The organism is Pseudomonas sp. SDO55104_S430 (assembly GCF_054070595.1).
In genome coordinates this window covers 1-14120 of the sequence record NZ_JBSVXG010000152.1, presented here as the reverse complement: position 1 = coordinate 14120, position 14120 = coordinate 1, and the positions used below count along the sequence as shown (strand labels likewise).

General features: G+C 63.6%; 16 protein-coding genes. 14 read left to right on the top strand and 2 right to left on the bottom strand.

Going from position 1 to position 14120, the window contains the following annotated elements; all coding sequences use genetic code 11:
• Positions 1-80 precede the first annotated feature (80 nt).
• Positions 81-1286 (bottom strand): MFS transporter, encoded by a 1206-nt coding sequence (locus ACW9JE_RS22005; protein ID WP_224533587.1) that lies wholly within the window; start codon positions 1284-1286, stop codon positions 81-83.
• Positions 1287-1425: 139 nt separating this feature from the next.
• Between ACW9JE_RS22005 and ACW9JE_RS22000 the strand changes: the two genes are divergently transcribed.
• The 14 genes from ACW9JE_RS22000 (at position 1426) to phnP (ending at position 13035) form a co-directional block, all read left to right on the top strand.
• On the top strand, positions 1426-2322 hold the full coding sequence (locus ACW9JE_RS22000; RefSeq protein WP_457433928.1) for a LysR family transcriptional regulator: 897 nt from the start codon (positions 1426-1428) through the stop codon (positions 2320-2322).
• A 166-nt stretch (positions 2323-2488) separates the two neighbouring features.
• Positions 2489-3322 carry a phosphonate ABC transporter ATP-binding protein gene (gene phnC, locus ACW9JE_RS21995; RefSeq protein ID WP_224533585.1) on the top strand — a complete coding sequence of 278 codons (834 nt, stop codon included), beginning with the start codon at positions 2489-2491 and terminating at the stop codon, positions 3320-3322.
• A 45-nt stretch (positions 3323-3367) separates the two neighbouring features.
• A complete protein-coding gene (gene phnD, locus ACW9JE_RS21990) occupies positions 3368-4369 on the top strand; it encodes a phosphonate ABC transporter substrate-binding protein (protein ID WP_224533584.1) in 1002 nt (333 codons plus the stop codon).
• Positions 4370-4510: 141 nt separating this feature from the next.
• Positions 4511-5293, top strand: coding sequence for a phosphonate ABC transporter, permease protein PhnE (gene phnE / locus ACW9JE_RS21985; protein ID WP_224533583.1), 783 nt, complete (start codon positions 4511-4513; stop codon positions 5291-5293).
• A gap of 38 nt (positions 5294-5331) precedes the next feature.
• The gene (gene phnF / locus ACW9JE_RS21980) at positions 5332-6036 is read left to right on the top strand and encodes a phosphonate metabolism transcriptional regulator PhnF (protein ID WP_457433927.1); all 705 of its coding nucleotides are present in this window, start codon (positions 5332-5334) and stop codon (positions 6034-6036) included.
• A gap of 11 nt (positions 6037-6047) precedes the next feature.
• Entirely contained in the window at positions 6048-6497 is a 450-nt protein-coding gene (gene phnG, locus ACW9JE_RS21975; RefSeq protein WP_457433926.1) for a phosphonate C-P lyase system protein PhnG, read from the top strand.
• Positions 6497-7087: a phosphonate C-P lyase system protein PhnH gene (phnH, locus tag ACW9JE_RS21970; protein ID WP_457433925.1), complete on the top strand. Its 591-nt coding sequence runs from the start codon at positions 6497-6499 to the stop codon at positions 7085-7087. Before phnG ends, phnH begins: the two co-directional genes overlap by 1 nt.
• A complete protein-coding gene (locus ACW9JE_RS21965) occupies positions 7087-8163 on the top strand; it encodes a carbon-phosphorus lyase complex subunit PhnI (RefSeq protein ID WP_457433924.1) in 1077 nt (358 codons plus the stop codon). Before phnH ends, ACW9JE_RS21965 begins: the two co-directional genes overlap by 1 nt.
• Positions 8156-9028: an alpha-D-ribose 1-methylphosphonate 5-phosphate C-P-lyase PhnJ gene (locus tag ACW9JE_RS21960; protein ID WP_457433923.1), complete on the top strand. Its 873-nt coding sequence runs from the start codon at positions 8156-8158 to the stop codon at positions 9026-9028. The genes ACW9JE_RS21965 and ACW9JE_RS21960 overlap by 8 nt, the downstream gene beginning before the upstream one ends.
• Positions 9025-9831: a phosphonate C-P lyase system protein PhnK gene (gene phnK / locus ACW9JE_RS21955; RefSeq protein ID WP_224533577.1), complete on the top strand. Its 807-nt coding sequence runs from the start codon at positions 9025-9027 to the stop codon at positions 9829-9831. The genes ACW9JE_RS21960 and phnK overlap by 4 nt, the downstream gene beginning before the upstream one ends.
• Positions 9832-9859: 28 nt before the next feature.
• On the top strand, positions 9860-10594 hold the full coding sequence (gene phnL / locus ACW9JE_RS21950) for a phosphonate C-P lyase system protein PhnL (RefSeq protein ID WP_457433922.1): 735 nt from the start codon (positions 9860-9862) through the stop codon (positions 10592-10594).
• Complete coding sequence (locus tag ACW9JE_RS21945) at positions 10584-11729, top strand: alpha-D-ribose 1-methylphosphonate 5-triphosphate diphosphatase (RefSeq protein WP_457433921.1); 1146 nt, start codon at positions 10584-10586, stop codon at positions 11727-11729. The genes phnL and ACW9JE_RS21945 overlap by 11 nt, the downstream gene beginning before the upstream one ends.
• The gene (gene phnN / locus ACW9JE_RS21940; protein ID WP_457433920.1) at positions 11729-12295 is read left to right on the top strand and encodes a phosphonate metabolism protein/1,5-bisphosphokinase (PRPP-forming) PhnN; all 567 of its coding nucleotides are present in this window, start codon (positions 11729-11731) and stop codon (positions 12293-12295) included. The genes ACW9JE_RS21945 and phnN overlap by 1 nt, the downstream gene beginning before the upstream one ends.
• Complete coding sequence (phnP, locus tag ACW9JE_RS21935) at positions 12286-13035, top strand: phosphonate metabolism protein PhnP (protein ID WP_457433919.1); 750 nt, start codon at positions 12286-12288, stop codon at positions 13033-13035. Before phnN ends, phnP begins: the two co-directional genes overlap by 10 nt.
• A gap of 102 nt (positions 13036-13137) precedes the next feature.
• Here the strand turns inward: phnP and ACW9JE_RS21930 are convergent, their stop codons facing one another.
• The gene (locus ACW9JE_RS21930) at positions 13138-14016 is read right to left on the bottom strand and encodes a LysR family transcriptional regulator (RefSeq protein ID WP_457433918.1); all 879 of its coding nucleotides are present in this window, start codon (positions 14014-14016) and stop codon (positions 13138-13140) included.
• Positions 14017-14120: the final 104 nt, after the last annotated feature.

Sequence of the window (14120 nt, the reverse complement as noted above, 5' to 3'; positions counted from 1 at the left end):
CAAGAACGCCGCTGGGCATCAGATTCCCCGCGTTATCGTTCACGACCATCGCGAGCGTGCTCGCTCCTACAGGTTTATGGTCAGGCGGTCTTGCGTGGTCTGCCGATCCAATGGATCAACAGGGCCAACAACCCAAGCGCAACACCCAACACCACAATCCCCGACCAACCATACCGCGTCATCAACCACCCGCTGACCGCAGCCCCCACCGCCCCGCCAAAAAACGTCGCCGTCATGTAAAGGCTGTTGATCCGCCCCTGCGCCTTCGGATCGACCGCAAACGCACGGGTCTGATTCGACACCAGCCCCGACTGCACGCCGATATCCAGCACGATCACCCCGAGCACCAGTAACGCCAGCGAAGTCTGCGCACCGGCCAGCAGCAGGTAGGCCAGAGTGACAATGCCGATGCTGGCGCCGATCACACTGCGTGAACCCAACCGGTCTGTTGCCCGACCACCGAGGGAGGCCGCAAGCGCACCCGCCGCGCCGATAATCCCGAAGCCCCCGGCCCAGGCACTGCCCAACTGGAAAGGCCCGTTGGCCAGCAATGCCGCCAGGTTCACCCAAAACGCATTGAAGCAGGCCCACAGCAGCGCCTGGACGATCATCGACTGACGAATCGGTGCGTTGTCGCGCATCAGCGGCCACAGCGAAGCGAGCAGGCGCGGGTAGGACAGGTTGGTGCTGGGCACGCCTTGGGGCAGCAACGACGCCGCAGCAATCCACACCGGAATCATGAACGCCGCTTCCACGCCATACACCGCACGCCAGCCCCAGGTTTCACCCACCACGCCGGCGATGGTGCGCCCGAGCAGAATGCCGACCATGATCCCGCTGACTACCGTGCCGACGTTGCGTCCGCGCTCGCTGGGTTTGGACATGACGGCGGCGAAGGGCACCAGCTGTTGCGGCACGCAACTGACGATGCCGAGGCCGAACGAGGCGGCGATCAGGGTGCCGACGCTGGGCGAGATGGCCGCCGCAATGGCAAAGCAGAACGCCAGGGCGATTTGCCCCAATACCAGTTTGCGCCGGTCAAATCGGTCGCCCATCGGCAGAAGCAGGGCCAACCCGGTAGCGAAACCCAGCAGCGCAGCGCCGGCCACCAGGTCGACCGTGGTCAGGTCCAGCCCAAGATCCGCGGCAATCAACGGCAAAATCGGCTGGGTGCAGTAGATGTTGGTGATCACCGCGCCGGCGATGATCGCCATCATGATGATCTTGCCGCGTGACGCCAGCGCAGGCGCTGCGGTGCTTTCGGACGATAAGGGCAGGGCGCTCACGGCACTCTCCTTGAGGTTGGCTTCCGGCAGTGCGACGGGATATCGCGCGCGGGAGATGAGTGTCCAAAGTACGCACTCGCGTGAAACTGGATAATCCCCTAGGATCGGGAATCATCCTTCCATAATTTGATAGGGCGCCATGAACCGTCTTGATTCGATGTCTGTGCTGATTGCGGTGGTCGATGCCGGCAGTCTGTCGGGCGCCGCGCGTTATCTCGGCATGCCGTTGGCCACCGTTAGCCGCAAGGTGGCGGAGTTGGAGTCGCACCTGAACACCCGCTTGCTGCACCGCACTACGAGGCAACTGTCGCTGACCGAAGCCGGCGCGTCCTACGTGGCGGCGTGCCGGCGGATTCTTGAAGACATTGGCGAAGCCGAACGTGCGGCGACCGGTGAATACGCTTCGCCAAAGGGGCAATTGGTGGTGACTGCTCCAGTGGTGTTCGGGCGTCTGCATCTGGTGCCGGTGGTGGCCGAGTTTCTCGCGCACTATCCCGAGATCGAGATCAACCTGATGCTTACCGACCGTGTGGTGCATCTGATGGAAGAGAACTGTGACGCTGCGGTGCGCATCGGTGAATTACCCGACAGTTCGCTCATGGCGACAAAAGTGGGGGAGGTGCGCAGGGTGGTCTGTGCAAGTTCTGAATATCTGGCGACTCATGGTGTACCTGTCACACCGGCGGATTTGAGTGAACACGCGTGTATTACGTTCGAAGTGCTGGAGTCTGTTGGCGCCTGGGTATTCGAGGCGGGCAAATCACAGACGTCCGTGCGCGTTCATTCGCGATTTGCGGTCAATACGGCGGAAGCGGCCATCGACGCGGCGAAGCTTGGGGTGGGGGTAATTCGGGTGTTGTCCTATCAAGTGGCTGACGCCTTGAGCCAGAACGCCCTGCAGGTGATTCTCGAACCCTTCGAATCCTCGCCCCTGCCCATCAGCCTGGTGCACAAGGGGCAAACCCCATTACCTCTGAAGCTGCGCGCCTTCCTCGACTTCGCCACCCCGCGCCTGCGCGCCCGCATGGCGGATTGAACACGATCCCTTCATGGGCGTTTGGCCATCTCAACCTTTCACAAAACCTTCATCAAATAGTTAATCCAGCGACATGTGCGAGTCATAGGGCTGACACAGCCCGTGCCTAAAGTCTGTTGAACTCAAATGCGGCCATGGACGGCTGTTCAACAAGACAGAGAAGCCCATGAACGCAGCTATCCACGTCAATCATCTGAACAAGACCTTTGCGCGTAAAACCGCACTGGTTGACCTCGAACTGACCATCGCGGCCGGTGAGATGGTCGCGCTGATTGGCGCTTCCGGCTCCGGCAAATCCACCCTGTTGCGCCATCTGGCGGGCCTGGCCTGTTGCGATCGCAACAACGGCGGCAGCGTCAAGGTGCTGGGGCGGGAAGTGCAGGCCAGTGGACGGCTCAATGGCAAGGTGCGGCGCCTGCGTGCCGACATCGGCTACATCTTCCAGCAGTTCAACCTGGTCAATCGCCTGAGTGTGCTCGACAACGTGCTGCTCGGTTGCCTGGGGCGCATGCCGCGCTGGCGCGGCAACCTCAGCCTGTTCAATGCCGAGGAAAAACAGTTCGCCCTGGAGTCCCTTGATCGCGTCGGCCTGGCCGATCTGGCGGCGCAACGTGCCTCGACCCTGTCCGGCGGTCAGCAACAACGCGTGGCGATTGCCCGGGCGTTGACCCAGCGGGCCGAAGTGATTCTGGCCGATGAACCGATTGCCTCGCTCGACCCCGAGTCGGCGCGCAAGGTCATGGAAATCCTCGCCGACATCAATCGCCGCGACGGCAAGACAGTGGTCGTGACCCTGCATCAAGTGGACTACGCCACCCGCTATTGCCCGCGCGCCGTGGCCCTCAAGGGCGGGCGCATTCATTTCGACGGCCGCGCCGCCGAGCTGAACAGCCAGTTCCTCAACGATTTGTACGGTGCCGACATCGACACCAGTTTGATGTGCTCCGACCAGATCCGCCCCGCCGAAGCACTCCCCCGGCTGGTCATGGCGCGCGCATAAGCCTTTCCCCAATTCCCAAACCGTACACCCTCAGGAAACCTTTCCATGTTGAACCGTATCGGTCGCGTTCTTGCGAGTGCAACCCTGGTTGCAAGCTGTGTACTGGGCACCGCCCAGGCTGAAGAAAAAGCCATCAACTTCGGCATCATGTCCACCGAGTCGTCGCAGAACCTCAAGAGCATCTGGCAGCCGTTCCTCGATGACATGCAGAAGAAAACCGGGCTGAAGGTCAACGCCACCTTCGCCTCCGACTATGCCGGCCTGATCCAGGGCATGCGCTTCAACAAGGTCGACGTGGCCTGGCTGGGCAACAAGGCCGCCATCGAGGCGGTGGACCGTTCCAACGGCGAAATCTTCGCCCAGACCGCTGCCGCCAGTGGCGCCGCCGGCTACTGGAGCGTGCTGATCGCGCGCAAGGACAGCCCGATCAACTCCGTTGACGACATGCTGAAAAACGCCAAGACCCTGACCTTCGGTAACGGCGATCCAAACTCCACCTCGGGCTACTTGGTGCCGGGCTACTACGTGTTCGCCAAGAACCACGTCGATGCGGCCACTGCGTTCAAGCGCACCCTGAACTCCAGCCACGAGGTCAACGCCCTGAGCGTGGCCAAGGGTCAACTGGACGTGGCGACGTTCAACACCGAAAGCTGGGATCGCCTCGAAGTCACCCAGCCGGACAAGGCGGCCATGCTCAAGGTGATCTGGAAATCGCCGCTGATCCCGGCCGACCCGCTGGTGTGGAGCAAGGCCTTGGGCGACAGCGAGAAGCAGAAGATCCGCGATTTCATCTTCAGCTACGGCAATACCGATTCCGAGAAAGCGGTGTTGGCGGGGATGCAGTTGGGCAAGTTCCTCAAGTCCAGCGACGACCAGTTGCTGCCGATCCGCCAGCTTGAGCTGTTCAAGCAGCGCACCACGATCAGCGCCGACACCAAGCTCGACGCTGCAGACAAAGCCAAGAAGCTGGCTGATATCGACGCCGACCTGGCCAAGCTGCAACAGCGCATCAGCGAACTGGAACCGAAGACTGCCGCTAACGGCTAAGTCCGACCCCTCTCCTGTAGGAGCGAGCACGCTCGCGATGAACCCGAGAACGCCGCGGGGTATCAGTCGGCCAGCGTCATCGTTGACCACCATCGCGAGCGTGCTCGCTCCTACAGGTTCAGGAAACACTTCGAGGTACTCATGACCACTCTGCACGCTGAAGCTGTCGGCAAGCGCACCTGGCCGCAATACGCCGGTTGGGGCCTGTTCCTGGTCCTGCTGGCCTGGGCCTGGCACGGCGCCGAGATGAATCCGATGGCGCTGTACCGCGACTCGGGAAATATGGCGACGTTCGCCGCGGACTTTTTCCCGCCTGATTTCCATGAATGGCGCGCCTACCTCAAGGAAATGCTCATCACCGTACAAATCGCCCTCTGGGGCACGGTGCTGGCGATTGTCTGCTCGGTGCCGCTGGGCATTCTCTGCTCGGAAAACATCACCCCCTGGTGGATCCACCAGCCGCTACGCCGGGTGATGGATGCCTTCCGTTCGATCAACGAAATGGTCTTCGCCATGTTGTTCGTGGTGGCCGTCGGTCTTGGCCCATTCGCCGGTGTCCTGGCGTTGTGGATCAGCACCACCGGTGTGCTGGCCAAGCTGTTCGCCGAAGCCGTGGAAGCGATTGATCCAGGCCCGGTCGAAGGGGTTCGCGCCACCGGTGCCAGCGCCTTGCAGGAAGTGATCTACGGCGTGATCCCGCAAGTGATGCCGTTGTGGGTGTCCTACGCGCTGTATCGCTTCGAGGCCAACGTGCGCTCGGCGACGGTGGTGGGGATGGTCGGTGCCGGCGGTATCGGGGTGATCCTCTGGGAAAACATCCGCGCCTTCCAGTTCGTTCAAACCTGCGCCGTGCTGATGGTGATCATCGTCGTCGTGAGCCTGATCGACATCTTCTCGCAACGCCTGCGCAAGCAGTTCATCTGATTTTTCGGAGGGGTGCCCACGGGCGCTTTTTTTAAAGCATGCAGTTGTCTAGACAAGATGAGCCGGTGTACCGCGAACTCGCCGACATCCTGCGTCGCGAGTTGGCCAGCTTCAGCGCCGGGGATTTCCTGCCGGCCGAAGTGCAACTGGCCGAACGCTTTGGCGTCAACCGCCACACCCTGCGCCGCGCCATCGATGAGCTGGTGTTCGAAGGCAGCCTGTTGCGGCGCCAGGGCAAGGGCACGCAAGTGCTGGAGCGCCCGCTGATTTACCCGATGGCCGCCGACAGTGCCTACAGCCAGTCGTTGTCGGCCCAGGGCCTTGGGGTTGAGGCGGTCCTGCTCAAGCGCCGCTACTGCTTTGCCAGCCGTGAAGAAGCGCAGCACCTGGGCATCGCCGAGATGGCGCCGATGATCGAATTGCAGACCTTGCGCAAGCTCGACGGCCAGCCGGTCAGCCTGATCCGTCATCGCTACTGCGCCAGCCATGCGGCCCTGCTGGCGGACTACACCGGCGGCTCCTTGCGCCAGTACCTGAGCGAACGCGATCTGCCGCTGACCCGTACCCAAAGTCTGATCGGCGCCCGTTTGCCCAACCGCGAAGAAGCCGCGCTGCTGATGATGCCGCGGCATTTGCCAGCCCTGAGTGTGTTCACCCTTTCCCGCGATCGCGATGGCCGCGCGGTGGAGCTGGCCCAGTCCACCAGCCGTTCCGATCGCTTCCAGTACCAGGTCGTCACCTGATGGAGAACCCGATGCAAAACCCTGTTCCTCAAGCCGAACGCCAGCACTGGATCGGCGTGCTGGCCCGCGCCCGCCGCAATGAATTGCTGCCCCACGAAGCCGCCTTGCGCGACGTCGAGTACCAGCTGATCCGCGCCCCGGAAATCGGCATGACCCTGGTCCGTGGCCGCATGGGCGGCAACGGTGCGCCATTCAACGTCGGCGAAATGAGCGTGACCCGTTGCGTGGTGCGCCTGGCCGACGGCCGCACCGGCTACAGCTATCTGGCCGGTCGCGACAAGGTCCATGCCGAACTGGCCGCCTTGGCCGACGCGCATCTGCAAGGTTCGCAGCAGCGCCATTGGCTCGATCAGGTCATCACCCCGCTGGCCAACGCCCAGGCCGAACGCCGGGCGCAGAAAGAGGCGGACACTGCCGCCACCAAAGTCGAATTCTTCACCCTCGTGCGAGGAGAAAACTGATGAGCGCACAGCTGTTGCAACCGGCCTTCGCCGATCCGGTGCTGGATTCTCAGCGCGGGTTTCGCGCCGCGCTCAAAGCGCTGGCCGGCCCCGGTGTAATCCAGACCCTCCAAGCCTCGCCGAGTCTCGACGGCCTGGCGCCAGCGACTTATGCGCTGTGCCTGGCAATGCTGGATGTGGACACGCCGCTGTGGCTGGCGCCGTCGTTCGACACACCGCTGATCCACGCCAACCTGTCGTTCCACTGCGGTTGCCCGCTGACAACCGACCGTGAAGCCGCGCGCTTTGCCTTACTCAGTGCCGACGACCTGCTGGACCTCGACGGCTTCGATCACGGTAACGACCGCTACCCGGACCAGTCCTGCACCTTGCTGATCCAGCTGCCGAGCCTCGATGGCGGGGCAGGGCTGGCCTGGCAGGGACCGGGGATCGAAACCGAGCATCACGTAGCGTTGCCCGTCACCAAGGCTTTCTGGAGCGAGCGGGAAAGACGCAACGAATTCCCCCGTGGACTGGACCTGTTTTTCACCGCCGGCCATGACCTGATCGGCCTGCCCCGCAGCACTCGCATCACACAGGAGCGTGCCTGATGTACGTAGCCGTCAAGGGTGGCGAACAGGCCATCGACAATGCCCACCGTCTGCTGGCGAAAAAACGCCGGGGCGATACCTCGGTCAGCGAGCTGAGCGTCGAGCAGATCCGTCAGCAACTGCCGCTGGCGGTAGCACGGGTGATGAGCGAAGGCTCGCTGTTCGACGAAGAGCTCGCGGCGCTGGCGATCAAGCAAGCGGCCGGTGACTTGGTTGAGGCGATCTTCCTGCTGCGCGCCTATCGCACCACGTTGCCGCGCTTCAGCCCGAGCCTGCCGATCGACACCGCGAAGATGCAGCTCAGCCGCCGTATCTCCGCCACGTTCAAGGACCTGCCCGGCGGGCAATTGCTGGGCCCGACCTTCGACTACACCCATCGCCTGCTCGACTTCGCGCTGCTGGCCGAAGGCGAGTACCCGGGGCCGCAAGCCACCGAGAACAGCCGCGTCGAAGACTGCCCGCGAGTGCTCGGCCTGCTGGCGCAGGAAGGTTTGATCAAGACCGAATCGGACAACGGCGCCACCGTGGCCGACATCACCCGCGACCCGCTGGAGTTGCCCGCCAGCCGCGCCGAACGCCTGCAGGCCCTGGCCCGTGGCGATGAAGGTTTCCTGCTGGCGCTGGGGTATTCGACCCAGCGCGGTTACGGCCGCAACCACCCGTTCGCCGGGGAAATCCGCATCGGCGACGTCGAGGTCTGGATCGATCCCGAAGAGCTGGGCTTCCCGGTCTGTTTGGGCAGCATCGAAGTGACCGAATGTGAAATGGTCAACCAGTTCGTCGGTTCCGCCACGGAGCTTGCGCAGTTCACCCGTGGCTACGGCCTGGCCTTCGGACATGCCGAACGCAAGGCCATGGGCATGGCCCTGGTCGACCGCGCGCTACGGGCCAAGGAATACAACGAAGAGATCGTGTCCCCGGCGCAGCAGGAAGAATTCGTGCTGATGCACTGCGACAACGTCGAGGCGTCGGGCTTCGTCTCGCACCTCAAGTTACCTCACTACGTGGACTTCCAGGCCGAACTGGAACTGATCCGCAAACTGCGCAAGCCTGCCGAGGGGCAAAGCCATGAATGACCTGAGCCAGGTGCCGGCCCGCGACGCCGCGTACAACTTCGCCTACCTCGATGAACAGACCAAACGCATGATCCGCCGCGCCTTGCTCAAGGCGGTGGCGATCCCCGGTTATCAGGTGCCGTTCGGTGGCCGCGAGATGCCGCTGCCCTACGGTTGGGGCACCGGCGGCATGCAACTGACCGCGGCGATTCTCGGCGACGATGACGTGCTCAAGGTGATCGACCAAGGCGCGGACGACACCACCAACGCCGTGTCGATCCGCCGCTTCTTCGCTCGCACCGCCGGTGTAGCCACCACCGAAGCGACGCCGGAAGCGACCGTGATCCAGACCCGTCACCGCATCCCGGAAACCGCGCTGCACGCCGATCAGATCATGGTCTATCAGGTGCCGATTCCCGAGCCGCTGCGCTTTATCGAACCCTCGGAAACCGAGACCCGGACCATGCACGCGCTCAACGATTACGGGGTGATGCACGTCAAGCTCTACGAGGACATCGCCACCTTCGGGCATATCGCGACCGCCTATGCCTACCCGGTGATGGTCGACGAGCGTTACGTGATGGACCCGTCGCCGATTCCGAAATTCGACAACCCGAAGCTCGACATGAGCCCGGCGCTGATGCTGTTCGGCGCCGGCCGCGAGAAGCGTCTGTACGCGGTGCCGCCGTACACCCGCGTCACCAGCCTCGACTTCGAGGATCACCCCTTCGAAGCGCAGAAGTGGGAAGAGAACTGCGCCATCTGTGGCAGCCACGACTCGTTCCTCGACGAGCTGATCATCGACGACGCCGGCACCCAGCGCTTCGTCTGTTCCGACACCTATTACTGCGCCCAGCGCGTCAGCCAGCAGGAGCAGGGCCAATGAACCAGGCGCTGAAAAAAGATCTGTCCGTGTCCACCGAGCCCTTGCTGCAAGTGCGTGACCTGTCGCTGCTGTACGGGCCGGAAAAGGGCTGCCAGGACGTCAGTTTCGACCTGTATCCCGGCGAAGTGCTGGGGATCGTCGGCGAGTCCGGATCGGGCAAGTCGACCCTGCTGTCACTGCTCAGCGGGCGGTTGCCGCCTCAGCGTGGGATCGTCGGATATCGCGACAAACAGGGCCAGTGGCTCGACCTGTACAGCGCCAGCGAAGCCGAGCGCCGCACCTTGCTGCGCACCGAGTGGGGTTTTGTCGAACAGAACCCGCGAGACGGCCTGCGCATGGGCGTGTCGGCCGGCGCCAACATCGGCGAGCGACTGATGGCCCAGGGCGTTCGCAACTACCAACAACTGCGCGGGGCGGGCCTGGACTGGCTGAACCAGGTGGAGATCGACCCGCAGCGCATCGACGATCTGCCCCGGACCTTTTCAGGCGGCATGCAGCAGCGCCTGCAAATCGCTCGCAACCTGGTGTCGAGCCCGCGCCTGGTGTTCATGGACGAACCGACCGGCGGCCTCGATGTGTCGGTGCAGGCGCGCCTGCTCGACCTGCTGCGCGGCCTGGTGCGTGAGCTGGACCTGGCGGTGGTGATCGTCACCCACGATCTGGCGGTGGCGCGGCTGCTGGCCGATCGGCTGATGGTGATGCGTCGCTCGCGGGTGGTGGAGACCGGTCTGACCGACCAGATCCTCGACGATCCGCAGCACCCTTATTCGCAACTGCTGGTGTCTTCGGTGTTGCAGCCGTGAAGCCCCGTCCAACTGTGGAAACCGAGCGATGAATACCTTGATCGAGGTCCGTGACCTCTCGAAAACCTTCACCCTGCACCAGCAGAACGGCGTGGTCCTCAACGTGTTGCGCGGGGTGGATTTCAGCGTGGCGGGCGGCGAATGCCTGGTGCTGCACGGCCAATCCGGCGCCGGTAAAAGCACTTTGCTGCGCACCCTGTACGGCAACTACCTGCCGGCCGGCGGCAGTATTCGCGTGCAGCACGATAGTCAGTGGCTGGAGCTGGTGGGCGCCGAGCCCCGGGACATTCTGCAGGTGCGTCAGCGCACTCTGGGTTATGTCAGCCAGTTCCTGCGGGTGATCCCGCGTGTCGCCTGCCTGGACGTGGTGATGGAGCCGGCGCTGGCCCGTGGCTGGTCGAAACAGCTGGCGCAATCGCGCGCCGAACTGCTGCTCACCCGTCTGAACATTCCGCAGCGTTTGTGGCAACTGGCGCCCGGCACCTTCTCCGGTGGCGAGCAGCAGCGGGTCAACATCGCTCGCGGCTTCATGGTGGCCTGGCCTGTGATGTTGCTCGACGAACCGACGGCGTCGCTCGACGACAGCAACCGCCAGGTGGTGCTGGAACTGATGAACGAAGCCAAGCAAGCCGGTGCCGCGCTGATCGGCATCTTCCACGACCGCATCGCCCGCGAGGCGGTCGCCGATCGCCATCTCGACATGAGCCAACTCGACATTACCGCCGCCGCTGCCAGCCAGAAGGAATACGCCGATGCCCGTTGAACAGATCCTCAGCAATGCCCAACTGGTCACCGCTGACCGCGTGTTCTACGGCACCGTGCTGCTGCGCGACGGCTTGATCGCCGAGGTTGCCGAAGGCCCGAGCCGCTTGCCCCAGGCCCAGGACCTCAATGGCGATTTCCTGCTGCCGGGCCTGGTGGAGTTGCACACCGACAACCTGGAAAAACACATGACGCCGCGTCCCGGCGTGGACTGGCCGTCGCGTCCGGCGGTGCTCAGCCACGATGCGCAGATCATCGCGGCGGGCATCACCACAGTGTTCGACGCGGTGTCCATCGGCGACGTGAATCCCAAGGGCAATCGCATGCAGAAACTGCCGGCGATGCTCGAAGCGATCTCCAGCGCCTCCGAGGCCGGCCTGACCCGCGCCGAGCACCGCCTGCACTTGCGCTGTGAGCTGTGCCATCCGGACACCTTGAGCGTGTTCCGCGATCTGGTGGAGAACCCGCTGGTGCAACTGGTGTCGGTGATGGACCATTCGCCGGGTCAGCGCCAATTTGTGCTGGAGTCCAAGTACCGTGAGTACTACATGGGCAAATACCACCTGACCACGACGCAGATGGACGAATTCATCACGCTGCAGATGGCCAACTCCCGCCAGTACAGCGACCGTTATCGCGCGGCGATCGTCGAGCATTGTCTGTCTCGCGGTTTGTCGGTGGCCAGCCACGACGACGCGACCCTGGCCCACGTCGAGGAGTCGGCACGCTACGGCTTGACCATCGCCGAGTTCCCGACCACGGTAGAAGCGGCGCGCGGCTGCAAGGAGCGCAACATGAAAGTGTTGATGGGCGCGCCGAACATCGTGCGCGGCGGATCGCACTCGGGTAACGTGGCGGCCGCCGAGCTGGCGGAGCAAGGGCTGCTGGATATTCTGTCCAGCGATTATTATCCGGCCAGCCTGCTGCAAGCGGCGTTTACCCTGGCGGCGCAGAGCGAAAGCATCGATCTGGCCCAGGCCATGCGCATGGTCAGCCTGGCCCCAGCCAGCGCCGCCGGGTTGAACGATCGCGGGCAGATCGCCCAGGGGTTGCGTGCCGATCTGGTGCAGGCTCGCAGTCAGGACGGTCTGCCGGTGGTCCAGCAAGTATGGCGACAAGCGAAGAGGGTGTTTTGATGTCAGGCAGGTTGATCTATCTCATCGGGCCTTCAGGTTCGGGCAAGGACAGCCTGCTGGATGCCGCACGAACGCGACTGGCCGAACGTGGCTGCCGCATCGTGCGGCGCGTCATCACCCGCTCGGCGGAAGCGGTGGGCGAGGCGGCGCTGGGCGTGAGCATGCAGCAGTTCACCGAGATGCAGGCTCAGGGCGAGTTTGCCATGAGCTGGCAGGCTAACGGGCTGGCCTATGGCATCACGCGGGAGATCGACGATTGGCTGGCGGCGGGGGAGGACGTGCTGGTCAATGGATCGCGCGGGTATCTGCCCCAGGCCCGTCAGCGCTATCCGCAGGCGCGAGTGGTGCTGTTGACCGTCGATCAGACGGTGTTGCGCCAGCGGTTGCTGGCGCGAGGGCGGGAGTCGGAGGTCGAGATCGAACAGCGGCTGGCGCGTAACCAGCGTTTCGGCGAGCGTTTGCTGGCGGAGTATCCGGACGTGCTTCGGCTCGACAACTCCGGACCGCTGGAAGGCACCGTCGAAGCCCTGCTGGCCTGCATCGACGAGCCGCCCCTGTGCGCCTGACGCTGCTGGGCACCGGCGATGCCCGACAGGTGCCGGTCTATGGTTGCGAATGTCAGGCCTGCGTGCGGGCGCGCAACGATGAACGTTGGCGACGACGACCCTGCTGCGCATTGATCGAATGCGGCGAGCAGCGCTGGCTGATCGACAGCGGCCTGCCGGACCTCACCGAACGCTTCCCGCCGCGCAGTTTCAACGGCATCTTCCAGACCCACTACCACGCCGATCATGCCCAGGGTTTGCTGCACCTGCGCTGGGGCCAGGGCCTGACCATCCCCGTCCACGGCCCGGTGGATCCGGAAGGTCTGGCCGACCTCTACAAACACCCGGGCATCCTGGATTTCAGCCAACCGTTCGAGCCCTTCGAAACCCGCACCTTCGGCCCCCTGAACGTCACCCCGTTGCCGCTGCTGCACTCCAAACCGACCCTCGGTTACCTGCTGCAAGGCGAAGGGCGCCGCATCGCCTACCTGACCGACACCGTCGGCCTGCCACCCGCCACCACCGCCCACCTGCAACGCCAACCCCTGGACCTGCTGGTCCTCGACTGCTCGATCCCCCCCCAACCCCATGCCCCACGCAACCACAACGACCTCAACCTGGCCCTGCAATGCATCGAAGAGCTGCAACCGAAGTCGGCCGTGCTGACCCATGTCGGGCATACGCTGGATGCGTGGCTGATGGAGCATCGGGGGGAGCTGCCGGAGAATGTCAGTGTCGGGTTTGATGGGTGTGTGCTTTAGCGTCAAAAGCAAAAGATTGCAGCCTACGGCAACTCCTACAGTGACCGTACTCGATCCTGTAGGCGCTGCCGAAGGCTGCGATCTTTTGATCTTGATTCAACGCTACCTCAACAACCCCTGCACATACTCCACAAACGCCCGTGCCTTGGCGCTGGCCATCCTGCCCGTAGGGAACAACGCCCACAGGTCCATGATCGGCAATGTCCAATCGGTCATCACGGCCCTGACCGAACCGTCGACCAGTTCCGGGGCGAACATCCACTCTGAGGCCATCGTCAGGCCTTGATGGGAGAGGACCGCTGCGCGCAGGCCTTCGGCGGCGTTGACGCGGATGCGGCCGTTGATGATGACCGATTGCTCCTCGCCGTCTTTGCGGAAGGACCAGTGTGCGCCGCCACCAAGGTTGTAGACGATGGCCGGGTGTTTGCTCAGGTCGGCGGGGCAGGTGGGTTCGCCGTGTTTTTCGAAGTAGGCCGGCGTGCCCAGCACCACGCGCTGGCATTCGGCGATTTTGCGCGCGGTGAGGCCGGAGTCGCTGAGCGCTCCCATGCGCAGGGCGATGTCGACGCCTTCTTCCACCAGGTTGACGTTGCGATCGTCGAGCATCAGGTCGATGTTCAATTCGGGGTTCTGCTCCAGGAACGGACCCAGGTGCGGAACGATGTGCAGCCGGCCGAAGGTCACGGCGGTGCAGACACGCAGGTTGCCGGTCAGGCCGCTGGCCGAGCCCCGAGCCGCGTTATCGGCCTCGTCAGCTTCCTCGATTGCCCGCTTGGCCCGTTCAAAAAACGCCAGTCCCGCTTCGGTGGGCGTGAGACCCCGAGTTGAACGCAACAACAGGCGCACCGACAGTCGCGATTCGAGCTGGGCGATGGTTTTCGACACGGCGGGCTGGCCAATGTTCAGGCGCCGGGCAGCGGCTGAAAAAGAGCCGGTTTCCACCACGTAGACGAAGGTTTCCATTGCGGCGAGGCGGTCCATCGTGGGTCCTTGTAAAAGTCTGAAAATTGCGGAGATCCCCTGTGGGAGCGGGCTTGCTCGCGAAAGCGGTGGGTCAGTAATGCAAATGTCGACTGACACAACGC